Source organism: Fibrella aquatica (assembly GCF_041321135.1).
GTDB lineage: Bacteria > Bacteroidota > Bacteroidia > Cytophagales > Spirosomataceae > Fibrella > Fibrella aquatica.
In genome coordinates this window covers 99719-124170 of record NZ_JBGGWF010000005.1, presented here as the reverse complement: position 1 = coordinate 124170, position 24452 = coordinate 99719, and the positions used below count along the sequence as shown (strand labels likewise).

The window sequence follows — 24452 nt, the reverse complement described above, 5'->3', positions numbered from 1 at the left end:
TTCGTCTCCAGGCGGTTACTATTTACTCAATTTATCGATCTGCTGACGAATCGGCTTATTTGCTGAGCAACAGGTGGCTTAACCCTTGCTATTCAGCTAAATACACCGTACATTTGCACTCCCGTTTTAGGGCGGGAATCTTTTTGTTCTGTGCAATCGTCTGTTAATCAATAAATACCGCTCACAATCCAGTGGATACGTTAAGCTACAAAACTGTTTCGGCCAATAGAGGGACCGCAAACAAGGAGTGGATCGTCGTTGACGCCAAGGATGCCATTGTTGGTCGTTTCGCCTCTCAGGTGGCGTCGCGCATTCGTGGCAAACACAAGCCCAACTTCACTCCCCACGTTGATACCGGTGACAATGTCATCATCATCAACGCCGAAAAAATTCGTTTCACAGGTCGTAAAATGGCCGACAAAGTATACGTTCGTCACACGGGTTATCCCGGTGGTCAGCGTTTTGCTTCGCCGCGTCTATGGCTAGAGAAACACCCTGAGCGTGTGCTCGAGCATGCCATTCGTGGTATGTTGCCCAAAAACCGTCTGGGCCGCCGTTTATTCACCAATCTGTACGTGTACACGGGTGACAGCCACCCCCACGCGGCGCAGCAACCGAAAGAAATTAAATTCTAACCAATGGAGCGTATTAACACCATAGGTCGCCGGAAAACCGCTGTTGCCCGCATTTACATGCAAGCTGGCAACGGAACCATCACGGTTAACGGAAAAGAACTGAACGCATACTTCCCGACCGAAGTACTGCAAATTATCACCCGCCAGCCTTTCGCTACTGTAAAAGCCGACACGACGTATGACGTGAAAGTGAACGTACGGGGTGGTGGCGTAACGGGTCAGGCCGAAGCTACACGTATGGCCATCAGCCGTGCCTTAGTTGAAGCCAACGCTGAAAACCGTCCAGCCCTTAAGAAAGAAGGCTTCCTGACACGGGATTCACGCATGGTAGAACGGAAAAAGCCAGGTCGTAAGAAAGCCCGTCGGAAATTCCAGTTCTCGAAACGTTAAAAACAGTTATCAGTTACCAGTAAGCAGTTACCAATTTTCGCTATTGAACGCTGTTCACTGATAACTGCAAACTGATAACTGAATCAGTCCAGACTGCGCTTAGAAGATGCCGACGCGCGGTGCTGCGTATTTTCACATTTCATAAGTATTTGTTCCTTAAAGAAAATGGCACAAGTCGAATATAAAGACCTCCTTGACGCCGGTGTGCACTTTGGCCACCTTACGCGTAAGTGGGATCCCCGGATGGCTCCGTATATCTTCATGGAGAAGAACGGCATCCACATTATTGACCTGAATAAAACACTTGCTTCGCTCGACGAAGCGTGCAATGCTATCAAAGGTATTGTTCGCTCGGGCCGCAAGGTGATGTTCGTGGCAACCAAGAAGCAGGCTCAGGAAATCGTTTCGGAAGAAGCACGCCGGTTGAAAATGCCGTACGTGACTGACCGCTGGCTCGGTGGTATGATGACCAACTTCGCTACGATCCGCAAGTCGCTGAAAAAGCTGCAAACGCTGGAGAAGATGCTCAAAGACGAGGTCCTCGTTAAGAACGTCGCCAAGCGGGAACGGCTGACACTGACGCGCGAAAAAGAAAAACTGGAGCGTGTATTGGGTGGTATCGTTGACCTGACTCGTTTGCCTGCGGCTTTGTTCGTAGTAGACGTAAAGCGGGAAAACATTGCTGTTCTGGAAGCTATCCGTTTAGGCATTCCCGTGTTTGCCATGTGCGACACGAACTCAAACCCTAACCTCGTTGATTTCGCCATTCCGGCAAACGACGATGCCTACAAATCGATCTCGCTGATTACGCTGGCGATTGGTAAGGCAATTGAAGAGGGTCTGATGGAGCGCAAGCAGGATAAAGACAGTCAGGCTGCACAGGAAGAGGAAGACGCTAAACGTCAGGAAGCGAATCGCGCTGCCGCCGCTGAAGGAGCTGATGCTCCGGTAGCAGCTGCCGCAGAGGTAGCCCCTGTAGCAGTAGAAGTAGAAGAAGCTCCCGTAGCTGAAGCTGCCCCTCTCGATGTAACGCCAGAAGGCAACACCGATTAGTATTAATTAACAGACACAGACGATTGACCGGATAGCCCGTAGCCCCAACACGGCTATGGGCTATTTTCTTAACAATTAGTTCAACGTCCAAAAGTCTAAAAGTCAAAGTTTATCGCGTTTATGTAGCGCAACTTTAGACATTAGACTTTAGACATTTAAACAATCAGAAAATGGCAGCTATCACAGCAGCAGACGTGAATAAACTCCGGCAGGAAACAGGTGCCGGTATGATGGATTGTAAAAAAGCGCTCGTTGAAGCCGATGGTAACTTCGAAGATGCCAAAGCTATTTTGCGGAAGCAGGGGCAGAAAATTGCTGACAAGCGGGCCGACAACGCCACCGCAGAAGGCGTAGTGCTTGCCCACGTTAGCGAAGATGGCAAATCGGGCAAAGTGGTAGCCGTAGCTTGCGAAACAGAGCCTGTTTCGAAAGTTCCTGATTTCCAGAACCTGGCGATGAGCATTCTGAGCAACGCTGTTGCCGACCACGTGACTACTAAAGAAGCGCTACTGGCTGAAGTACAAGCTGACGGCCGCTCTCTGCAGGATCACATCACCGACCTGATGGGTAAAATCGGTGAAAAAATCGACGTTGTTTCGTTTGAATCTGTTACCGCTGATAAAGTGGTGTCGTACATCCACTCAAACGGCAAACTGGGCGTTTTAGTAGGCCTGAGCAACACCAGCGGAACCGACGTGACTGAAGTAGGAAGAGACGTAGCGATGCAAATTGCTGCTATGAAACCCCTTGCTCTTGACAAAGATGGAATCGATGCCAGCGTAGTTGAGCGTGAAATTGAGATCGGTAAAGATCAGGCTCGTCAGGAAGGTAAACCAGAAGCAATGCTGGAAAAAATTGCCCTGGGTAAATTGAATAAATTTTACAAAGACAATACCCTGCTGAATCAGGAATTTGTAAAAGACAGCTCATTAACAATTGCCCAACTACTCGATAAAACAAGCAAAGGCCTAACCGTCTCTTCGTTCAAACGGGTATCAATTGGTTAATTTGAAGCTAGAAACTTCTTTTTTTGAAAAAAGCCTGACCAATTGGTCAGGCTTTTTTCGTGTTTTGCGTTACTTTCCGGCACGCTAGTTGTCTCACTTATACTTAGCATGAAACACTTATCCGACGAAGAGTTGGTACAACTGTACATCTCAACGCAACGAAATAGTTATTTTGAAGCCTTATACACACGCTATTGCGACAAGGTGTTTCGCAAATGCCTGTCGTTCACGAAGAATAGAGAACGTGCCGAAGATTTCACGCACGATATTTTCATTCGCGTAGCGACTAAACTAGGCAGTTTCCGTGAACAGGCTAAGTTTTCTACCTGGCTTTATTCCGTGACCTACAACTATTGCATGGATCAACTTCGCAGCCCAAAGCAGAAAGAAGTTTTTTCAGACGACCCCTATGAAACATTAGCCAATTACGCCGACGATGAAGACAGCGACATGGCAGAAATGGAAGCTCAGCGACTTAATCAGGCGCTCGACTACCTAACACCCGATGAACGGGGTTTGCTGATGATGAAATACCAGGATGATATCAGCATCCGTGAAATTGCCGAAGGGCAAAAACTAACTGAAAGTGCCGTGAAAATGCGCCTGATGCGGGCCAAAGAAAAACTCCGCCGCAGGTACGTAGAAGCACTTATATTCTGGGTTCTGGTTGGTATTAAAGCATTGACGTTCTGGAAGTAACAGCCTATTTATATTGTAATCAAGATGGAAAATCCGTTTAAACTTATCGAACCAGAGGGTGTTTGCCCACCCCATTTGAAAGAGCAAATTGTGTCGGAAATTGACCTGATCCGCAACGCGTTAAAAGTCGTTGAGCTTTACTCCGGCGATTTATTCGGCTCGCTCTCGGTCTTACTTAGCCGCGCCCCCGACAGTGATTTGCCTGCTGCCTAACCAAGCTTCTCCCATCATACATACCTTTTTCGATTTCCACCGCTAATGGCTCCCGAACTTCCTAATATCACCGAAATACTAATCAACACGTTCAAAACGCTGATCGCGCAGTTCATCGACTTCGTACCCAAATTCATTGGGGCGGCTGTTGTACTGGGTATTGGTCTCCTGGTTGCCAAAATATTGGCGGCCGTTGTGCAACGGGTATTAAAAAGCGCTGGTTTCGACCGATTTGGCGACAAGCTGAATGAGATTGACGTCATCAGACAGCTTCAGACCGAGATCAAGCTGAGCGAAATTGTGGCGAAGGTGCTCTATTACTTCGTGCTACTGGTTTTCATCACCGCAGCCACCGAAACGCTGGGCGTTGCAGCCATCACCGGCATGGTTACTTCGCTGGTCAATTTCATTCCGAAGCTCATTGCTGCTGCCATTATGCTACAGGTTGGCGTGTTGGTGGCCGATGTGCTGAAGCAGGGCGTTGTAAGCCTATGCGCATCGTTCGGTATCTCGTCGGGCCGTTTGCTGGGTATGGTTGTCTTTTTCTTTTTTCTGGTCATCACCATTATTTCAGCCCTGGGTCAGGCAGGTATCAATACAGAACTGCTTGAGTCTAGTTTCAATCTGCTTATCGGCGGCGTTTTCCTCGCGTTCGCCGTGGGTTATGGCCTCGCCTCCCGCGATGTGATGGCCAATCTCCTGTCTTCGTTCTACTCGAAGAACAAGTTTAAAGAAGGCCAGACAATTCGCATAGAAGGAATCACAGGTCAGATCATTTCGGTCGATAGCACATCGCTAACCCTAAAAACCGGCGAATCGACTACTACCATCCCCATGCAGCTATTGCAGACCAAAACAATTGAGTTTTTGTCGGTTTAAACCGCCTACATTTTTTACCACCGTAATCTCACCACCTAGAAGCCACCTGTTGTATGAACTACAGCATATTCTACACCACTATTGCTACCTGTTTTACCCTTTCGGTATACGCACAAGACCCTACCAATCAGCAGGTAACTACGAACTTTAAAGACACCGTTTCTGTAAAGCCAGACACTACCTACTGGCAAAAATCAATAACCGGTGGGGTTAACTTCAATCAGGCCAGTTTCAACAACTGGGTTGGCGGAGGCGTAAACTCTGTTGCTATTGGTGGGGTTGTAGCCGCCCGAGCGCTCTATGAAAAAGGCAAAACGTCGTGGGACAATACGGCTGATTTTCAGCTAGGCTACATTACCCAACGGGGCATTACCCGTAAAGCCTCTGATCAGTTGATCATCATCTCGGTGTTGGGACACAAGATTAAGCCAAAATGGGATTTGTTTGCCTCAGGTACGTTCAACACCTATTTCGCCCCCGGTTTCAGGTATGACAACCTGCCAGCAGGCAGGACCGATTTTAAAACATCGAGCTTTTTTGCACCAGCTCAATTTGCCCTCGCCTGGGGATTGGCTTATAAACCCAACGGCGAGTTTTCGATGCGAATCAGCCCGTTCGCACCTCGGTTTACATTCTTATTCGATGATGATGTCCGTTTTCGGGTAGGGGCCGACAAAGTGATTATTCCAGACCGCAATGCTTCGGCTTATGGTGTAGAGGCAGGGAAGAGCGTTAGATCTGAATGGCTGGCTCTGCAACTTCAAACCGTTTGGAACAAGAAACTAAGTGAGAACGTAAGCCTCAATGCCCGTTATCAGCTGTATGCTAACTACCAGACGCTTAACGCTATCGATCACCGCATCGACCTACTCATTGCGGCCAAGCTGAATCGGTACCTCAGCACCACCTTTGGCTTTATTGGTCTGTACGACAAAGACTTCTATGATGGTCTTCAGATTCAGCAGACGCTGGGCATTGGGCTGATCTACAACGCCAGCACATTCAGAAAAAAGTAATGCGCGTAGAAAAGTAAAATTCACCATCACTAAAATTCAATTAACATGTTAAAGGAATTCCGAACATTCATTGTACAAGGCAACGTACTCGACCTCGCCGTTGGCGTAATTATCGGGGCTGCTTTTGGTAAAATCACGGCTTCGCTCGTCGAAGACATTCTGAATCCGATTCTGGGTTTGGTTATGGGTGGTGTTGATCTCACGCAGCTAAAGTACGTGCTGAAAGAAGCAGTCGGCACGGCACCCGAAGTGGCGATTCGTTACGGAAATTTTTTAAACACAATTCTTCAATTTCTGATGATTGCCTGGGTTATCTTCCTGATTGTGAAGGCAACAAACCGGATGCGCAAGCCAGATCCAGCTTAAACCAGAACGTACCTGATACAGAAAAGCCCCGGCCAACCAACCGGGGCTTTTCTGTATTCGCTACTTTTGAAAGAAAAAAGAGTTTCACGTTTCAGGTTTCAAGTGGCGCTGCTAACTCAACCATTCTGAAGATAGGCAGCGCCACCTGAAACGTGAAACTCAAAACTGTCTATGCGATTAGTAATTCTGGGTGGTGGTGAATCGGGAGTTGGGGCTGCTTTGCTGGGGCAGGCCAAAGGCTACGACGTATTCTTGTCGGATCGGAGCCCGCTACAGGCAACGTATCTGCAAACGCTCACCGAAGCGGGAATCCCTTTTGAACAGGGCCAACATACCGAAAGCCTGATTCTGAACGCGACCGAAGTTGTAAAGAGCCCCGGTATTCCCGATACGGTACCGCTGGTACTGAAACTCAAATCGTTGAAGATTCCGGTTATCTCAGAAATCGAGTTTGCGGCGCGCTACACCAAGGCTAAACTCGTCGGTATCACCGGCAGCAACGGCAAAACCACCACTACCTTACTCACCTACCATCTGCTAAAAACGGCTGGCTTCAACGTCGGATTAGCAGGTAACATTGGCGACAGCTTTGCCAAGCAGGTCATCAACGATACGTTCGATTATTTTGTGCTTGAGCTGAGCAGCTTCCAGCTCGACAGCATGTATGAAACCCGGCTCGATACGGCCGTTTTACTCAACATTACACCCGATCACCTGGATCGATACGGGTACGATTTTCGGAATTATGTAGCGAGTAAGTTTCGCATTTTACAAAATCTGAAGCCCGATGATACGTTTATCTTTTTCCAGGAAAACGCGCCAACCGTAGAGGAATTAAACGACCGTAAACCTGACGTATATGCACTTCCGATTTCTCTGGAGACAATCAGCTTACCGGGTGGCTATGCGCAAAATGGCCAGTTGACAACCCGTTTCCGCGACCGAAACTTCACCATCGATACGGCCGATTTACCGCTAAAGGGCCCCCACAACGCTCTGAATATGCTGGCGGCTATTCTGGCAGCCCAGTCGATGAACGTACCTGACAAGGCGATCGCCGATGGGTTACACAGCTTTGAAAATGCGTCGCACCGAATGGAGCCCGTTGGCACAATTAACGGCATTCAGTTTATCAATGATTCGAAAGCCACAAACGTCGATTCGGTCTTTTATGCCCTCTCGAGCATGAATACCCCAACGATCTGGATTGCCGGTGGGCAGGATAAAGGCAACGACTACAGCCAATTAGATGAAGTCGTAGGCCAACATGTAAAAGCGTTGATTTGCCTGGGCAAAGACAACCAGAAGCTGGTCGGTTATTTTGGTGATAAGCTACCTGAAATTCGGGAAACACAACAGGTTGGGGAAGCGATTCAACTAGCACTAGCTTTGGGCCAACCCGGTGATACTGTGCTACTTTCACCAGCGTGCGCCAGCTTCGATCTATTCAAAAACTACGAAGACCGGGGCAACCAGTTCAAGAATGCAGTTATCAGTAAACAGCAACCAGTTAGCAATACCCAAACACGCATTGAATAGACCAGTCAGAACGCCCTTACCTTTGTGAGCATCTGTAATTGATAACTGACAATTGTTCACTGATAACTGTTACACCCATGACCTATTCTATCCGCGACTGGACTCGTGACAACCTGAAGGGTGACCGGCAAATCTGGTGGATCGTGCTGTTCCTATCCATCTTGAGCGTACTGGTCGTATACAGTGCTACTGGTACCATTGCCTACCAGAAAATGGGGGGTAACACCGAAGCGTATCTGTTCAAACATGGCGCGCTGGTCGTACTGGGGCTTGTATGTATGTTTGTGGCGCACCGGATCAACTACATTCATTACGCCCGCCTGTCGAAGTTTGGCCTTTGGCTGTCGGTTCCTTTGCTGATGTGGGCCTACTTCAAAGGCACCAATCTCAACGACGCTTCCCGCTGGATCACCATCCCCATTATAAACCAGACCTTTCAACCCTCTGATCTGGCCAAATTGGCGCTCATCTCAAACCTGGCGGCCATGCTGGCCAAGCGGCAGCGCGTCTCCTACGAACCGCAGGTGCTCGTGAATATGATTGGCTGGATTGGCGTCATCTGCGCCCTGATTGTCATTTCCAACACATCTACGGCCTTGTTGCTAGGGCTTACTTGTTTTCTGCTCATGTACATTGGCCGTGTACCGCGCAGTTACCTCGCAGGCATGGTCGTTTTCTGTATCGTCGTGGGTGGCTTCGCGTTGGTGCTTGGGCAACGGTACGAAACGGTACTTGGGCGGTTGAACCGGTTTCAGGATACGGAGAAGATCGATTTTCAGGTCGAACAATCCTACATCGCCCTTGCCCATGGCGGCATCACTGGAAAAGGACCGGGCAACAGCCATCAGCGCAATTTTTTGCCTCACCCCTATTCTGATTTCATTTTTGCCATCATTGTTGAAGAATACGGCCTGCTCGGTGGCGTAGCGGTCTTGGCAGCCTACCTATGGCTACTTATGCGGGGCATGAGAGCGATTCGAAGTAGTAACCGACCGTTTGGCGGGCTACTCTCGGCCGGTCTTACCTTCAGCATTGTCATTCAGGCCATGATCAACATGGCCGTAGCAGTGGGGTTGGTACCAGTAACCGGATTACCTCTACCACTACTCAGCATGGGCGGAACATCCCTCCTTTTCACAGGGGCCGCCATTGGCATTGTCATTGGCGTAAGCCGGGATGAAGCCGACGAAAGCAAACTTTAAAAACAGTCTTGAAAGTCGTTTTTGTAATGTAGTCCTCAGTCTGGAAAGTCGTGAGGGGAGCGCTTACAACTGAAAAACTATCTTTCCAGACTGAGGACTACACTACAAAAACGACTTTCAAGACCCAAAAATGAAAGTAATCATATCAGGTGGCGGCACGGGCGGACACATCTACCCGGCCATTGCCATTGCCAACGAATTGAAGCGCCTCGACCCCACTACAGACATTTTGTTTGTGGGGGCCGAAGGCAAGATGGAGATGGAGAAAGTGCCGCGCGCCGGCTACCGAATCGAAGGGTTACCGGTGGTGGGCATCAAGCGAGAATTTACATTGGCCAACCTCGCATTTCCACTAAAACTAGGCCGCAGTCTGCTCCGGGCCAGGCAACTAGTCCGTGATTTTAAGCCCGATGTAGCCGTTGGGGTGGGTGGTTATGCCAGCGGCCCCACCTTACTGGCCGCTGCATTGGCTAACGTACCTATCCTGATTCAGGAACAAAACTCATTTGCAGGCCTGACCAACAAAATACTGGCTCGCTGGGCATCGCGCATTTGCGTGGCCTATCCGGGAATGGATACTTTTTTCCCAGCCTCTAAAATCAGGCTGACGGGCAATCCTGTGCGTAGCGATATTCAGTTGGCCGATCAACAGATCGAGGCAGGCCGAGTGCAGTTTGGTCTTTCGCCGAACGTACCTACGCTATTGGTCATTGGGGGCAGTCAGGGAGCCCGAACCCTGAACGAAAGCATCGAAGCCGGTTTACCGCAGTTGAAAGAGGCCGGTATACAGGTGATCTGGCAAACCGGCACTGCCTTCATTGATCGCGCACGAAAAGCAGTAACACAAGCGGGCGCAACACAGGTACAACCCCATGAATTTATTTACGACATGGATAAGGTCTATGCCGTAGCCGACGCCGTAGTGTCGCGGGCGGGTGCACTGTCGGTGTCGGAATTATGTCTTGTGGGGCGCCCGGCCATTCTTGTTCCGCTACCAACCGCAGCCGAAGACCACCAGACCCATAACGCCATGGCGCTGGTTAATCGCGAAGCTGCCCTGCTGGTGAATGACCGCGACGCCCGAAATACGCTGGTAGCCGAGGCATTACGCTTGTTATCTGATCAAAGCCAAAGAAAAACATTAAGTGAACAAATTCGCTTATTCGCTTTCCCAACCGCGGCTATCGACATTGCCCGGGAAATAATAAATCTTACCTCAAGCAAAAAAGGAGTATAAACCCCTTGCGGATTTGTAAATCACCAACTTACTTTTGTAGAACTACACCTGACCTGGCATTGACACCTTCATCCTTATCCACTATTCGTAACGTTTACTTCCTGGGCATAGGCGGCATTGGCATGAGCGCTTTGGCCCGATGGTTCCTGGTTAACGGCTATAATGTAGCCGGTTACGATCGCACAGTTACCCCTTTAACCAATGCATTGATGGCCGAAGGAATGGCCATTCACTTTGAGGAAGATGTAGCACAGATACCAGCCGATTTCCGGGCCAATCCGGCGGAGACGCTCGTTGTGTATACCCCTGCCGTTCCTGTTTCACACGCCGAATACATTTACCTGACCGCAAATGGCTTCACCCTGCAAAAACGATCGCAGGTGCTTGGCTTACTGGCCGGACGTATGACAACGATCGGAGTGGCCGGTACGCACGGGAAAACCACAACCTCGTCGATGGTTGCTCATTTATTGCGGCAGGCGGGCGTGAATTGTGCTGCTTTTCTGGGTGGCATCACGCAGAATTACGGCACTAATTTTTTGCTTAATGAACCGGCAGACGATCTGTCGAGCGTTATCTGCGTGGTAGAAGCCGATGAGTTTGACCGCTCGTTTCTAACGCTTTTCCCGCAGTATGCCATTGTTACCTCAACCGATGCCGATCACCTCGATATCTACGGCGATCATAACTCGGTGCTTGACTCGTTTGCCGCTTATGTGAGTCAGATCAAGCCCAACGGAGTTTTATTTCAGCGGCAGGGGCTGGCTTTGGCCGATAAGACTACCGCCGAGGTACGTACCTATTCGCTCAATGAAGGCGCGGATCAGGCTCCCGCTTATCATGCCACCAACCTCCGCATCGAGAAAGCACGCTTCGTATTTGATTTGACGTATCCGGGAGGCTCTATCACCGATATTCGGATGGTAATTCCGGGCTTTCATAACGTAGAAAATGCTGTGGCAGCCGGGGCCGTAGCGCTCGAAGTGGGCGTTTCACCAGAGGCCGTGCGTGAAGGCTTGACCACTTACCGGGGCGTAAAACGTCGGTTCGAGTACATACTCGATACCGATGAGATGGTGTTTATCGATGATTATGCTCACCACCCGGCAGAGGTACAGGCCTTTCTGTCGTCGGTTAAAGCGCTTTATCCCGATCGCGAACTGACCGTTATTTTTCAGCCGCATTTATTCAGTCGCACCCGTGATTTTGCCGAAGGGTTTGCCGAAAGCCTTTCATTAGCCGATCATTTAATTTTGCTGGATATTTATCCGGCCCGTGAATTACCAATTGAGGGGGTTACCTCTGACCTGATTTTGCAGGGCGTTACCTCACAATCGAAACAAATTAGTACCAAAGAAGCCCTACCCGGCGTTCTGCGGGAGATAAAGCCCAACTTACTGGTTACCGTTGGTGCGGGAGATATTGATCAGCAACTTTTGGCCCTTAAGGTTTTATTTGACACCAATAGATAAAATAATTAATCGGCGGAATTAGCTTATCTACAGATGTTTTCTACTTTTAGTAACCGAAAAAAATGGCTATGGCAAACAATAGGGGTAATAACTCTTTTTTGTTTACTGGCGTTTACCGAACAACGCCTACACCAACGCCAGTGCGAAGCCATTCTTGTCAGTATTGATGAGATAGCCGGGCAACGGTTTCTGACCCGAAGAGATGTCACTGGTTTTTTAACCAATAACGGGTCTGATCCCATCGTCGGACAGTCTTTCGATGAGATCAACCTCAGTAAACTTGAGCAACGGCTCAGGCAGTATAGTTTGATAAAACAGGCACATGTTTCGCGTGACTTAGCCGGGAACCTGATCGTCCAGATTGAACAGCCTAAACCTGTAGCACGCTTAGTGCCGGGGGGAGAAGGCATACGGGCTATCAGTGGACAGTATATCAGCAGCGAAGGTCGTTTCTTTCCATTGTCGATGAATTATTCGGCAAGGGTGCCCCTGATTTCAGGGGCATGGTTTCAAACCCATCGGAACTTAAGCGATCAGGCTGGTCAACCGCTATTAGCGCTCCTTCAGTATATCCAGGCATCGGATTTATGGCGGGCGCAGATTGCCGAGGTTAGCGTTGATCAGTCGGGTAGCGTAACAATGTGGCCGCAAGTTGGAAATTACCAGATTGACTTTGGTATGCCCGACGCGATTGAAACGAAGTTTAAAAAAGTGAAACTGTTTTATACCCAGATAGCCCCCCAAAAAGGGTGGGACCGCTATCACCGGGTAAGTGTACAGTACCGTAACCAGTTAGTTTGCGAATGATGACCCATCATCAAATGGATGACAAGATTGTGGTAGGACTCGACATTGGCAGCACGAAAGTGTGTGCTGTGGCGGGTCGGTTGTCTCGAAGCAGCAACAACCAGCCAATGCTGGAAGTACTGGGCGTGAGCCGGGCCAATTCGGAAGGCGTGACGAAAGGTAAGGTGATGAACATTACCCGGACGGTCGACGCCATCAACCGGGCTATAGAAGAAGTGTCGAATCAGTCCAACGTTGATATTGGCCTGGTTAACGTCAGCTTCAGTAACCATAATATCAACTCACAGAAACAACCCGGTAGTATCACGCGCCTTTCGCCCGGCGACGAAGTGACGCCCGCCGATATTGATCATCTGCTGCGCGATATGTACCGAACTCCCCTGCTGGCAGGTAAAGAGATTGTACACGTATTGCCGATGGATTTCACGGTCGATAGCGAGTCGGGCGTTGAAGACCCGGTTGGCCGTAACGGCGTGAAACTCGGGGCCGATTTTCAGATCATTACTACCCAATCCGACGCAGCCGTGAACGTGCGGCGTTGCATTGAGCGTACGGCTAGTCATCTCCAGCGCGATCAGGTATTGCTGTCTCCATTGGCTTCGGCTATGGCTGTATTGACGCCTGAAGAACGGGAAGCCGGTGTAGCCCTTGTTGATATTGGTGGCGGCACAACGGACCTGGCTGTTTACCATCGTAATGTGCTAAGGCACGTAGCGGTGTTTCCCTGGGCGGGCAATTGCCTGACCAACGATATTCAGGACGGTTGCAAGGTTTTGCCCCAACAGGCTGAAGTGCTGAAGACCAAGTTCGGCAACGCCAATCCATCTACCTACCGCCTCAACGAAGTGGTGTCGGTGCCAGGCTTGCCGGGTCGCCAGCCAAAAGATGTATTACTTCGTAACGTTTCTATTATTATTGCCGAGCGCCTGAAAGAAATTGCCGCGCTGGTTCAGGCCGAAATTATCCGGTCGGGCTATAAAGACAAGTTGCTCGGCGGCATTGTTCTTACCGGCGGTTCGGCCCTGATTGATGGCATCGACGAAATTTTTCGGACGGTAGCCGACATGGACGTGCGCGTAGGTTATCCCGAACAGTTGGAATACAATTTGCGGGCTGATTTGGTCAGCGATCCGGCTTATGCCACGGCAGTGGGTTTGGTATGGGCAGGGTTCAGAAATGTAGATGACCGAATTTCGTTTATCAGTGATCCGGGGCAGCCTGTTCCACAAGTAAATGGGCAGGTACGTTCGGCAGATACTAACCGCACGCCTCAGAAGAGTAACGCTGGCAATCCAACGCCGCGCGTAGCACCCGAACCAGAGGTTGAGAAACCAGAAACGGGTATATTTGATTGGTTAAAAAAATTATTTAATCCTAAACTGGGTGATGTAAACGATTCGTACCGGGACTAATTCCGGCTTACCATTTACTGTTAAGCAACTGACATATCATTAACGGTCAGTTCCATAACATATCCAGACTATAAAATTAAAGTGCCAAATTGCTTTACCCACTGTTATCATGACAACTCGAACCCCACTCCGAAATCAGGCTATGCTGGACCACGGATTTACCTACGAATTGCCCGACGGTAATGCCCCCATTATTAAAGTAATTGGTGTGGGCGGTGGCGGCAGCAATGCCGTTCAGCACATGGTGGCGATGGGTGTGAAAGATGTTGAGTTTGCCATATGCAACACAGACCGCCAGGCCCTGATTAGCAGCAATGTGCAAACAAAGCTGAAATTAGGTACTGGACTAGAAGGAGCTGGCATGGACGTTGAGGTGGGGCGTAAAGCCGCACTGGAAAGCATCGACGAGCTTCGTAACCTGCTGGGCGGATCCATTAAAATGGTTTTTATTACCGCTGGTATGGGCGGTGGTACCGGAACTGGTGCGGCACCGGTAGTGGCCGAAGTTGCCCGCGAGATGGGGCTATTGACGGTTGCCGTTGTTACAGCGCCTTACAAATATGAAGGTATAGATAAACGGCAACAGGCTGCTGAAGGTATTGAGTTACTTAAGAAAAGTTGCGATACCGTGCTGGTCGTGATGAACGATAAGCTGGCTGATCTGTACGGAAAGCTCAGCATTCGTAAAGCATTTGCCCACGCCGATAATGTACTAGCCACTGCCGTTAAAAGCATTGCCGAGGTAATCACCACACGGGGTGATGTAAACACCGACTTCATGGACGTGAAGAAGGTGTTGCAGGAAGCAGGCCCTTCGGTAATGGGTTCTGCCGATGCTGAAGGAGACGACCGCGCTCTGAAAGCCATTCAGGAAGCCCTGAACTCACCGCTGTTGAACGACAGCGACATTGTAGGTGCCAAACGAATTTTGCTCACTATCTCGTCAAGTTCGGAATACGAAGCTACGCTCGAAGAACAGACGGTCATCTCGAACTACATTGTTGAGAAGATCGGCGAAGAGGCTCGATTATTCAAAATTGGTGCCATTTTCGACGATACGCTGGGAGCGCGCATGCGAGTCACTATTATAGCCGCTGGCTTTGAAACGGCTAATTTTGTAGAGCCTACGCCACCACCCGTTGCCGTTGCTACACCAGCCGCTGTACCCATTGACGATGCAGGTACGTCGGCCGAATTAGTTGCTGACAACTTTGAGCAGAAACCTGCCGAGAATACAGTAACGCCCAGGCTTGTTGCCGAAGAGGTTGACGTGCGTACCCCTACATTTACCCACGGTGGACCAACTACACTTCCCCCAGCCGGAGGCTATGCCAATGGTCTTTCTGGCGTGGGTTACGGCAGCCAAAACGGCATTAGCCTGAACCCAACCCGGCAGGAAGATCCCGAAGAGATTAAACAGTTGATCAACGATTTTCTGAATAATCGGTTTAGCGAGCGCGAACTGGAAGCACCCGCTTTCAGTCGTCACCGGGTAGTATTGCACGAAATGCCCCTGTTGCCCGATCACGAAATCATCAGAACGCGCTTGTTCGATTAAGTGACAATCTCATTATGAAATACAGCGACGTTCGGGCGGCAATTATGGCCCTCGAACAACCTGAACGGGCTTCCTTTGTTTCTCGCTACTTTAAAAACCACCCTGGCCAATACGGCGAGGGTGATGTTTTTTTAGGCCTCTCCATGCCACAGCAACATGAGCTTGCCCGTCAGTTTGTGAGCTTACCACTCGACGAAACAGAGCAGTTAGTCAGAGACGAACATCATGAATGCCGCATGGTAGGGCTAATCATCTGGACGTTGCAATCGAAAAAAGGGGGTAACCTGGTCAGGCAGGAAATTGCCGACAGGTACGTTGCTAATCGTGCGTACGTTAACAACTGGGATCTGGTCGACTCGTCTTGCCCAACGCTGCTTGGCTTGCCACTCTTGACCAGTGATCGGTCTTTGCTGTATGAACTAGCCCATGAAAATCACCTGTGGAGCCAGCGTATTGCCATAGTTTCTACCTGGCAGTTTATCCGTCATAATCAGTTTACAGACACCTTTTTACTGGCCGAAAAATTGATCGGGTATAAACACGACCTGATTCATAAAGCCATGGGCTGGATGCTCCGCGAAGTAGGAAAACGCAATCAGGCTGCGCTCGACGAGTTTTTGCATGATCACATTCGGCAGTTGCCCCGCACGGCCTTGCGCTATGCCATTGAACGGCACGAGCCCGCACAACGGCAGTATTTTATGAGCCTGTGAACGGCTGAAGACCTACCTACTCGAAGGTGATGACGAGTGTACACCCTATTTCCTTCGTATCTTTACCCTTCCATTTATCATCAACAGGTAAATCGGCTCTTAAAGTCAACCCATTAGTTGAAGATGGATATAGCAAAGACAAACAATATGTCCTGGTTTATACGTAAAGATAAAGGGATACAGACCCCAACCGAAATGAAGCGGGAGGCTCCCGACGGGTTGTGGTATCAGTGCCCAAGTTGCAAGCAGGTAATGCACACCCGCGAACACAAGATGAACGCCTATACCTGTGCGCACTGCAACTTTCATGAGAAAATTGGCTCCGATGCCTATTTCTCTATTCTGTTCGATGAGAACGTATTCACCGAACTGGATGCCAATCTGACATCAGCCGATCCGCTTTCGTTTACTGACACCAAAAAATATCCGGAACGCATCAAGGCCACCATGAACAAAACGGGTCTGAAAGATGCTGTCAGAACGGCACACGGGCCAATGGATGGCGTTGACATCACCATTGCCTGTATGGATTTCAACTTCATTGGTGGGTCGATGGGGTCGGTGGTAGGCGAAAAAATTGCCCGTGCTATCGATTATGCACTAGCCAATCGCACCCCATTTTTGATGATCTCCCGGTCGGGTGGAGCGCGGATGATGGAGGCCGGCTTTTCGCTGATGCAGATGGCCAAAACGTCCGCCAAGCTAGCCCGCCTGTCGGAAGCCAAACTCCCTTACATTTCGCTGTTGACTGACCCAACCACGGGTGGCGTTACAGCCTCCTACGCTATGCTGGGCGATTTCAACATTGCCGAACCCAATGCACTCATTGGTTTCGCCGGGCCGCGTGTTATTCGTGAAACTATTGGTAAAGACCTGCCCAAAGGCTTCCAAAGCGCCGAATTTGTGCTCGAACACGGCTTCCTCGACTTTATCGTCGACCGCAAAGACCTCAAAGACAAACTGGCAAGTTTGTTGAAAATGATACAATAGAGGAGGAAAGGGAAGAAAGGGACTAGAGGGAGGAAAGGGATAGCGTTGCTCAAATACGTTGCGGCATCTTCTCCCCTCTCCCTCTAGTCCCTTTCTTCCCTTTCCTCCCTATCCATCCATGCGCCTCGTTCGACATCCGGTTCTCTGCAATTACTACGTCACCTATCGCTGTAATGCGAGCTGTAGTTTCTGCGACATCTGGGAGCGGCCTTCGCCCTACGTCACCCTCGAGCACGCACGCGACAACTTCCGTGATCTGAAACGCCTTGGCGTGCGGGTCATCGACTTCACGGGCGGTGAACCTCTCCTGCACCGTCAACTACCCGAATTGCTCGCCGAAGCCAAAAGACAGGGTTTTATTACGACAGTAACGACCAACGGCCTCCTGTACCCCAAACAAGCCGACAGCCTCCGTGGGCTGGTCGATATGCTTCACTTTTCGCTCGATTCACCCAACGCCGATGAGCATGACACCGGGCGCGGGGTACGTTGCTTCGATAAAGTGATGGAATCGATCACCATTGCCCGATCATTTGGCGAACGGCCCGATATTCTGTTCACGGTCTTCGAGCATAACATCGACCAGATCGAGGCCATGTACACCAACATATGCCAACCCAACGACCTGGTGTTGATCCTCAATCCAGTCTTTTCGTACAATACCGTCGACACAGGGGGTGCCTTGTCAGAAAAGGCGTTGCAACGCCTGACCGACTGGGGAAAACGGCCCGGTGTATACCTCAACGATGGGTTTGTGCAACTCCGGCGCGACGGCGGCAACCATACCGACAAACCGGTTTGTCGGGCGGCCAGTACAACCCTTGTCATTTCGCCACAAAACGAACTGGTGCTTCCCTGTTATCACCTTGGGCTTAAGAACGTACCTATAAACGGACGGCTTTATGAAGTTTATCGTTCAGAAGATGTACAAAAACTGGTAGCCCTCGAAGGGCGGCTCCCCGCCTGCGAAGGTTGCGCCATCAACTGCTACATGCAGCCCTCTTTTGCCGTCGAAGTGTCGAAATACTGGTGGAAAGCTCTGCCCAGCACCCTGAAATACAACTATATGAAAGGCACCTGGAAACAACTGTTCTAACTCACCGCTTCAACACTTTCCGGGTCATCTGCCTTCTGCCACTTTCGACCCGAATCAAGTACAAGCCGGCAGGTTTACCCGTTAAGTCGAACGTGTGCTTGTACCGACCTTCAGGCAGATTCAACCGAATTGTTTCGTAAACACGGCCCTGACTGTCAATCAATTCCAGAACGGTTAATCCAGAACGACCGGCTAAGAACTCGACCTGGGCCGATTCGCCTGTTACCGGATTGGGTGCAACAAGCAACACCATTTCGGACGCACCCGTTTCTGGAATGGCCGTAACTAGCGACGACGATTGTGCTGGTTCATAAGCAGGAGGTGTCACGATAGCACCACCTCGGTCTGCAACCGTAATTATTACTTCGTGCTGTGTTTGACTAATCAGCCCCCCGGCCCTCCATTCCGACACCAGAATAGCTGCGGCATATTGTCCCTCTTCGGTAGGTACGTCCCAATTCAGTAACCCGGTTCGGCCGTTCAGGCGGTAGGTTCCTTTCTGGCTAACATCGTTAGGAAACTGGTAACCGGCTATGTCATTGGTAAATGACGCACAACGAATCGCCGTGGCTCCGTCACTAACAGAGCTAGTCAGCGGTATGGCCAATGAGAAAGTAAGACTGTCTCCATCGGCATCGGTAGCCCCTAGTTGAAGCGCGGCACGCTGATTTAGCCCAACAATTAATCCGGTAGCCGGAAGTGAGACGACCGGCGTCTGATTTTGCCGATCGGCACTAATCCAAATTGTGGTATTAAGAGAAAAAGCCTGTTCTATAGAGGCACCTCCTTTGATATTTCTGGTATTGCTATTGCGGTTGATGGCCGTTGCCTGAATAGCATACACACCCGCCCCAGGATACGTACGCGTAGTGGTATACTCATTCACAGTAAAACGCCCCTGCTCGGCTGGGAATGGGCGAACACTGGTTCGGTTAATCATTTCCGCGTTGCTATTATCCCCGAAACAAACATACAAACTAGTGGCCGCCTGGGCGGCTCCGCTTCCCGCAGTAGCGTCGTAATACATGGTCACGGTGATCTGATAGGTCAATGCCCGACCCGCTACGGGCGTAGCCCGGATATAACCGCCCGAAACATGGGTAGCGAACGAAACCAGCGAACTGGCCATAAGCAGCAGAAAGCAGTAAAGAGAGCGCATAAAGGAACAGGGTTTATTCCGTTGTAACTGCTTAACTCATCAGGAGTTAGTTTACGTATACACTTGTCTGAAAATTTATTCGATAACCGGCTTCTTACCACGCGCTACTTTCCTCTCGCTTCTATTTGTTAGGTTTGACCTATGATTAAACGGATTCGCTTCCTGCTCTTCGTTGAACTGCTGCTTGCCATTGGCCCGCCCATGCAGGCTCAGCCGATGCCCATGGCTACTCCTGGAGAGCCAGGTATTAACCAGGGGCGGTTTATTGGTGTGGTAGCTGGAACAACCGTATTTTATACCGTCACGCTGTTGCTTTTGCGCAAACAATGGTACAAGAAGAAGATGCCGTTCCATACCTTCAACGATAATCGAGAGTGGTTGCAGATGGACAAAGTGGGCCACACAGCCACGGCCTACTGCATGAGTCGGGGCGGTTACGAACTCATGCGCTGGAGCGGGGTCAATGAACGGGCAAGCATTCTGACGGGCGGGCTACTCGCTCTGCTGTTCCAGAGTACGCTGGAAGTTTACGATGGCCACGCCGAAGGTTGGGGTTTCTCGAAAGGCGACATGGTGGCCAACGTGGCTGGCACAGCCTTGTTTATGGGGCAACAGTTTGGGGCTGGTCAGCAGGTGGTAAGTATGAAGTACGGTTTCCGGAAAACGATTTATCCACCTTTCCGGCCCAATTTACTGGGTAAAACCACCGGACAGCAGATGCTTAAAGACTACAACGGACAGCAATATTGGCTCTCGGTCAATCTGGCGTCGGTATTACCGGTGGGACCTGATTTCCCGCGTTGGTTGAATCTGAATGTAGGTTACAGCGCCAGCGGCATGACGGGTGGACATGAGAACCCGCCCATGACCGACGTAACAGGTAAACCCATTGTATTTAAGCGGTTTCGACAGTTTTTCCTCTCGCCCGACGCCGACCTGTCGCGTATTAATCAGCGCGATCCGTTACAGCCCCTACCCTGGCAGCGATTGGTGGGCACGGTACAGTTCATGAAGATTGCGGCACCATCGCTGGAATACAATGCGGTGAACGGCCTTCGGTTTCACCCGTTGCTGTTACCAAAAGAGTAAGTCTTAGTAGGCAGTAGCCGGCCCAATGAAACAGTAAGGTTGACGATTGAGCTTATTTACGAAACTATTTGAGACTATAAGCCTGTAGAATCCCCCTTTGTGGGGACGCGCAGCGATGGGCAGTTACTCAACTTTGTCATGTTGTTTATCTATCCACGTTTCTCCTCAGGTTTCTTATGTTTACTCATTACACAAGTGTTCGCTCTCTGGTGGCTAGCCTGTTGCTCATTGTTTGCCTGTTTGCCTGCAAAAAAGCAGATGTAGATCCTCAGGAAACGCTCATCGACCCCTCTGACGCCAACAGCCTGAGCCCGGTACTGCTGTTACCTGCCGGTGCCACACGCGTACAGGGCGATGCCCCCGCGCCTACCGGTGGGTCGGCAGCACCTCAAGCGGCTAACCCTGTTCAGTCGGTTATTTCGTCTAATGGCAGTACCGTGCTGATTCCGTTCAACTATGCGAACGTATCCGGCAATTTGGCCGGCTGTTATGCACAGGTAGTAGGGGCCAGCCAGTACATCAACATTCCGTATAACAGCACGTCGGGAGCCGCCGGGTCTTTACAGCTTTCGCTGGGCATTCCAACCCGGGTTGATCAGGGCTCTTTTCGCGTTGCTTTCTGCGTGTATGACCGCAATGGGCGGGTAAGTCAGGTGGTTTATGTTACTGTGAACGTGTTACGACTAGGCACAGGAGCCTTGCAGATCAGCCTGTCGTGGAGTACACCCACCGATCAGGATTTGCACGTGGTAGATCCATCTGGCGATGAAATCTATTATGGTAACCCCTCATCGAGTACGGGGGGCGAACTCGACCGTGATGATCTTGACGGATATGGCCCTGAGAACATTTTCTGGCTCGATGCGGCGCCGGATGGCTCGTATAAAGTGACGGTGGAAGATTACGACTATACCTCGACCCCCAACCCATTCGTGGTAACGGTAAGCTCGCCGGGTAAATCAAAATCGTTCAGCGGGCAAACCCTCCGTGGCAATACCGTCAACGTAGTAACGATTCAGAAATCGGGAACAACCTACACTTACTAATTCCGAATCAGCGCAGTTTTATCGGCAGAAGGCAGGATACTGTCCGGAACGTACCTACCGGATAATCAATCGCCCTGAATAATCGACTGCTCACCCCGTATTCATGGGTGCTCACCCGGTTAGGCTTGCCTTCGGCTCAAACAACGCCGCATATTAACTGTCACAAACGCACTACCATACGGTAAGATAGCTCATCCCCTCTTTATGGGATTTTCTGACCATCAAGTAGTTAGTAGGTTTGTTCGATCGTAAAACGCACGGATTCAACAGTATTCCAGGCGGGTTATGATCGAACAAACGGCTGAACGAGACCCGCATCTGGTTCGGCGCATTATCACATCCACACCCTCTTTTTGATATGGTTTCTATTGCCTACACCGACGCCTTGCGTCAGGCTGTTCAGATAGCCCAAGCCATTGCTCGTGAGCATCAGCACCCCGACTTAGCCCCCGGCCATTTACTGGCAGGAGTGCTACACAACGATGTTGGGCTTGCCTCGCAACTGGTATTATGGGATGTGGACGTAACGTACCTGCGCGACTGGGCCGACATTCGGATCGAAGCCTGTCCGAAATCGGCCCGGATCACCGACGACCCACGCGCCACCGATACCACTCGAGCCTTGCTCGAAGTAGCCGATGTGGTGCGCATGAAGCTGGGCGAAACCGAACTGAGTCCGTTGGCGGTGCTGACGGCGATGACCAAGCCTAATCTGGCGTTTTCGACTGATCAGCTAAAGTCGTTTCCCATCACCGAGCAACAACTGCTTGAATACGCCCTTCGCGATACGGTGCTACGGCAAACCATCGGAGGTTCTATGTCGGGGGGCGATACCCCAAATGGGCAGGCGACGAAAACTGCTACGGCGGCCACTAAAACCGTGAAGGTACTTTTCAAGTATTGTACCGACTGTACGGCCGCCGCCCGCGAAGGTCGCTACGATGCCATTATTGGCCGTGAACGCGAAACCGGGCAACTGCTTGAAATTCTGGGGCGTAGGCTCAAACCTAACGTGCTGATCGTGGGCGAACCCGGCGTAGGCAAAACGGCGCTGGTAGAAGGGCTGGCGCAGCAGATTGTGGCCGGTCAGGTAACGCCTAAACTTCAGGGGGCCACGCTTTTGCAACTGGATGTGGGCTCGTTGGTGGCGGGGGCGTCGTATAAAGGCGAGGTAGAAGAACGGCTCAAAAGCATTCTGGCTGAACTGAAACTGTTCGATAAGGCTGTACTCTTCATCGACGAAATTCACATGCTGCTCGATCCGAACGGAGGGGCTATGGGCACGGTAAACCTGCTGAAGCCCGAACTGGCGCGTGGCGAACTGACCCTAATCGGTGCTACTACCAACGACGAATACCGGAAATACATCGAGAAAGACGAAGCCTTTTCGCGCCGGTTTGAACTACTACCAGTCGACGAGCCCGACGAGCAAACGGCTACGCGGATGGTGAGCACGGTGGTGCCTGCTTTTGAGGCGTATCATGGCGTAACACTGGCATCCGGCACCGTGGCTGAGTCGGTTAGGCTGGCGCGTCGCTACCTCAAAGACCGCCGCCTACCCGATGCCGCCATTGACCTGATCGACCGCACGATGTCGGCCCTGAAACTAGCCAACAGCACCACTACGCCCGAACTGGAACGCCTGCGCGCCGAACTGCAAGGTCTGACCGAGCAGCACACGCAGAGCCTACCCGAACTAGCCCTGCCAGACCTACGCTGGTTTGAACGCCAACTTAACAATCGGCTCAGTCCGGTGCTGCTGGGGCAGATTGAAGACGAAACCGACAGCACCGCCTTCGAATTGCCCGACGCCCTGACTGAGCACCTGAATGGCCTGCTCGACCGTCTCGATACCCTCAGCCAAACCCTGGGTGAACACGTTGGCTCGGCCGAAATTGCCGCTGTGGTGGCCCGCCGAACGGGTATTCCGCTGGGAAAAATTCAGTCGAAAGAGCGCGAGAAATTGCTGGTCCTGGCCGAGCATCTGCAACAGCGGGTCGTGGGCCAGGACCACGCTACCCAAATCATTGCCGACGCTATTCTCGAAAACCGGTCGGGCCTGAGTCGGGCGGGGCAACCCATTGGGTCATTCTTTTTCAGCGGACCAACCGGCACCGGAAAAACCGAACTGGCCAAGTCAATCGCCGATTTTCTGTTCAACGACGAGCGCGCCCTGATTCGGTTCGATATGTCGGAGTTCAAGGAAGAGCACTCGGCAGCGTTGCTTTATGGGGCACCTCCCGGGTACGTTGGCTACGAAAACGGTGGATTGCTGGTGACCAAAATCCGACAACAACCGTTTGCGGTGGTTCTCTTCGACGAAATCGAGAAAGCCCACCCGTCGGTGTTCGACATTTTTCTGCAAATTCTGGACGAAGGCCTGTTGCACGACCGCCTCGGTCGCGAAGGTGATTTCTCAAACGCCATTATTCTGTTCACCTCCAACATCGGTTCTGACTGGGTTGTCGAGAAAGCGGCGAAGAACGAACTGGCTACGTCGGGCGAATTGATGGACATTATGGGGCGTTTTTTCCGGCCCGAATTTCTGGGTCGCCTCACCGAGATCATTCCTTTTCTGCCCATTTCAGAGGCGGCAGTGATCAGCATTTTCAACATACAACTGAAACCCTTGCTTACGGCCCTGGCCAAGCAGGGCATCACGCTCACCATCGACGAAGCGGCCCGGCGGCAACTGGCGCTGGAAGGCTACACGCCCAAATACGGAGCCCGCCCCCTACGCGGTGTCATCCGCAACCGTCTCCGCCGCCCCCTCTCGCGCATGATCGTTTCCGGCGAAATCAGCAAAGGCAGTGTGCTGAACCTGAGCGTTGGCGAAGGCGGCGAACTGGTTTGGGGGAAGTAACCAGAAAAAAG

The 24452-nt window shown here is 51.0% G+C and carries 23 protein-coding genes; 22 read left to right on the top strand and 1 reads right to left on the bottom strand.

All coding sequences use genetic code 11. The features are described from left to right. Positions 1–191: 191 nt before the first annotated feature. The 19 genes from rplM to ACAW87_RS13905 all read left to right on the top strand — a co-directional run bounded on the left by rplM (position 192) and on the right by ACAW87_RS13905 (position 18284). Positions 192–635, top strand: coding sequence for a 50S ribosomal protein L13 (gene rplM / locus ACAW87_RS13995; protein WP_370724033.1), 444 nt, complete (start codon positions 192–194; stop codon positions 633–635). A gap of 3 nt (positions 636–638) precedes the next feature. Next, the gene (gene rpsI / locus ACAW87_RS13990) at positions 639–1025 is read left to right on the top strand and encodes a 30S ribosomal protein S9 (protein ID WP_370724032.1); all 387 of its coding nucleotides are present in this window, start codon (positions 639–641) and stop codon (positions 1023–1025) included. Positions 1026–1190: 165 nt separating this feature from the next. Next, complete coding sequence (gene rpsB, locus ACAW87_RS13985) at positions 1191–2078, top strand: 30S ribosomal protein S2 (RefSeq protein WP_370724031.1); 888 nt, start codon at positions 1191–1193, stop codon at positions 2076–2078. Between the two features lie 170 nt (positions 2079–2248). After that, positions 2249–3085 carry a translation elongation factor Ts gene (gene tsf, locus ACAW87_RS13980; protein WP_370724030.1) on the top strand — a complete coding sequence of 279 codons (837 nt, stop codon included), beginning with the start codon at positions 2249–2251 and terminating at the stop codon, positions 3083–3085. A 108-nt stretch (positions 3086–3193) separates the two neighbouring features. After that, positions 3194–3784 carry an RNA polymerase sigma factor gene (locus tag ACAW87_RS13975; RefSeq protein ID WP_370724029.1) on the top strand — a complete coding sequence of 197 codons (591 nt, stop codon included), beginning with the start codon at positions 3194–3196 and terminating at the stop codon, positions 3782–3784. A gap of 24 nt (positions 3785–3808) precedes the next feature. Beyond that, positions 3809–3997, top strand: coding sequence for a hypothetical protein (locus tag ACAW87_RS13970; protein WP_370724028.1), 189 nt, complete (start codon positions 3809–3811; stop codon positions 3995–3997). A gap of 45 nt (positions 3998–4042) precedes the next feature. Further along, a complete protein-coding gene (locus ACAW87_RS13965) occupies positions 4043–4876 on the top strand; it encodes a mechanosensitive ion channel family protein (protein ID WP_370724027.1) in 834 nt (277 codons plus the stop codon). 53 nt (positions 4877–4929) lie between these two features. Continuing rightward, positions 4930–5892 (top strand): DUF3078 domain-containing protein, encoded by a 963-nt coding sequence (locus ACAW87_RS13960; RefSeq protein ID WP_370724026.1) that lies wholly within the window; start codon positions 4930–4932, stop codon positions 5890–5892. Between the two features lie 45 nt (positions 5893–5937). Continuing rightward, complete coding sequence (gene mscL / locus ACAW87_RS13955) at positions 5938–6258, top strand: large-conductance mechanosensitive channel protein MscL (protein ID WP_370724025.1); 321 nt, start codon at positions 5938–5940, stop codon at positions 6256–6258. Between the two features lie 171 nt (positions 6259–6429). After that, positions 6430–7797 (top strand): UDP-N-acetylmuramoyl-L-alanine--D-glutamate ligase, encoded by a 1368-nt coding sequence (gene murD / locus ACAW87_RS13950; RefSeq protein WP_370724024.1) that lies wholly within the window; start codon positions 6430–6432, stop codon positions 7795–7797. Positions 7798–7874: 77 nt separating this feature from the next. Then, entirely contained in the window at positions 7875–8999 is a 1125-nt protein-coding gene (locus ACAW87_RS13945; RefSeq protein WP_370724023.1) for an FtsW/RodA/SpoVE family cell cycle protein, read from the top strand. Positions 9000–9129: 130 nt separating this feature from the next. Next, complete coding sequence (gene murG, locus ACAW87_RS13940) at positions 9130–10236, top strand: undecaprenyldiphospho-muramoylpentapeptide beta-N-acetylglucosaminyltransferase (protein ID WP_370724022.1); 1107 nt, start codon at positions 9130–9132, stop codon at positions 10234–10236. A 122-nt stretch (positions 10237–10358) separates the two neighbouring features. Beyond that, positions 10359–11708, top strand: a complete 1350-nt coding sequence (locus tag ACAW87_RS13935) for a UDP-N-acetylmuramate--L-alanine ligase (RefSeq protein WP_370724290.1) — start codon at positions 10359–10361, stop codon at positions 11706–11708. A gap of 33 nt (positions 11709–11741) precedes the next feature. Continuing rightward, the gene (locus ACAW87_RS13930) at positions 11742–12515 is read left to right on the top strand and encodes a cell division protein FtsQ/DivIB (protein ID WP_370724021.1); all 774 of its coding nucleotides are present in this window, start codon (positions 11742–11744) and stop codon (positions 12513–12515) included. Further along, positions 12512–13927, top strand: a complete 1416-nt coding sequence (ftsA, locus tag ACAW87_RS13925; protein ID WP_370724020.1) for a cell division protein FtsA — start codon at positions 12512–12514, stop codon at positions 13925–13927. The genes ACAW87_RS13930 and ftsA overlap by 4 nt, the downstream gene beginning before the upstream one ends. Positions 13928–14069: 142 nt before the next feature. After that, complete coding sequence (gene ftsZ / locus ACAW87_RS13920) at positions 14070–15485, top strand: cell division protein FtsZ (protein WP_441656227.1); 1416 nt, start codon at positions 14070–14072, stop codon at positions 15483–15485. A gap of 14 nt (positions 15486–15499) precedes the next feature. Beyond that, entirely contained in the window at positions 15500–16198 is a 699-nt protein-coding gene (locus ACAW87_RS13915) for a DNA alkylation repair protein (RefSeq protein ID WP_370724018.1), read from the top strand. A 147-nt stretch (positions 16199–16345) separates the two neighbouring features. After that, on the top strand, positions 16346–17188 hold the full coding sequence (gene accD, locus ACAW87_RS13910; protein WP_370724017.1) for an acetyl-CoA carboxylase, carboxyltransferase subunit beta: 843 nt from the start codon (positions 16346–16348) through the stop codon (positions 17186–17188). 118 nt (positions 17189–17306) lie between these two features. Beyond that, complete coding sequence (locus ACAW87_RS13905) at positions 17307–18284, top strand: radical SAM protein (protein WP_370724016.1); 978 nt, start codon at positions 17307–17309, stop codon at positions 18282–18284. Between the two features lies 1 nt (position 18285). On the opposite strand, the gene ACAW87_RS13900 is transcribed toward ACAW87_RS13905, so the two are convergent. Then, a complete protein-coding gene (locus ACAW87_RS13900; RefSeq protein ID WP_370724015.1) occupies positions 18286–19443 on the bottom strand; it encodes a T9SS type A sorting domain-containing protein in 1158 nt (385 codons plus the stop codon). A gap of 141 nt (positions 19444–19584) precedes the next feature. Between ACAW87_RS13900 and ACAW87_RS13895 the strand changes: the two genes are divergently transcribed. From ACAW87_RS13895 to ACAW87_RS13885, 3 genes are all read left to right on the top strand, one after another. Beyond that, positions 19585–20532, top strand: a complete 948-nt coding sequence (locus ACAW87_RS13895) for a DUF2279 domain-containing protein (protein ID WP_370724014.1) — start codon at positions 19585–19587, stop codon at positions 20530–20532. A 176-nt stretch (positions 20533–20708) separates the two neighbouring features. After that, a complete protein-coding gene (locus ACAW87_RS13890) occupies positions 20709–21578 on the top strand; it encodes a YfaP family protein (RefSeq protein WP_370724013.1) in 870 nt (289 codons plus the stop codon). Positions 21579–21936: 358 nt separating this feature from the next. Beyond that, positions 21937–24441 carry an ATP-dependent Clp protease ATP-binding subunit gene (locus ACAW87_RS13885; protein ID WP_370724012.1) on the top strand — a complete coding sequence of 835 codons (2505 nt, stop codon included), beginning with the start codon at positions 21937–21939 and terminating at the stop codon, positions 24439–24441. Positions 24442–24452: the final 11 nt, after the last annotated feature.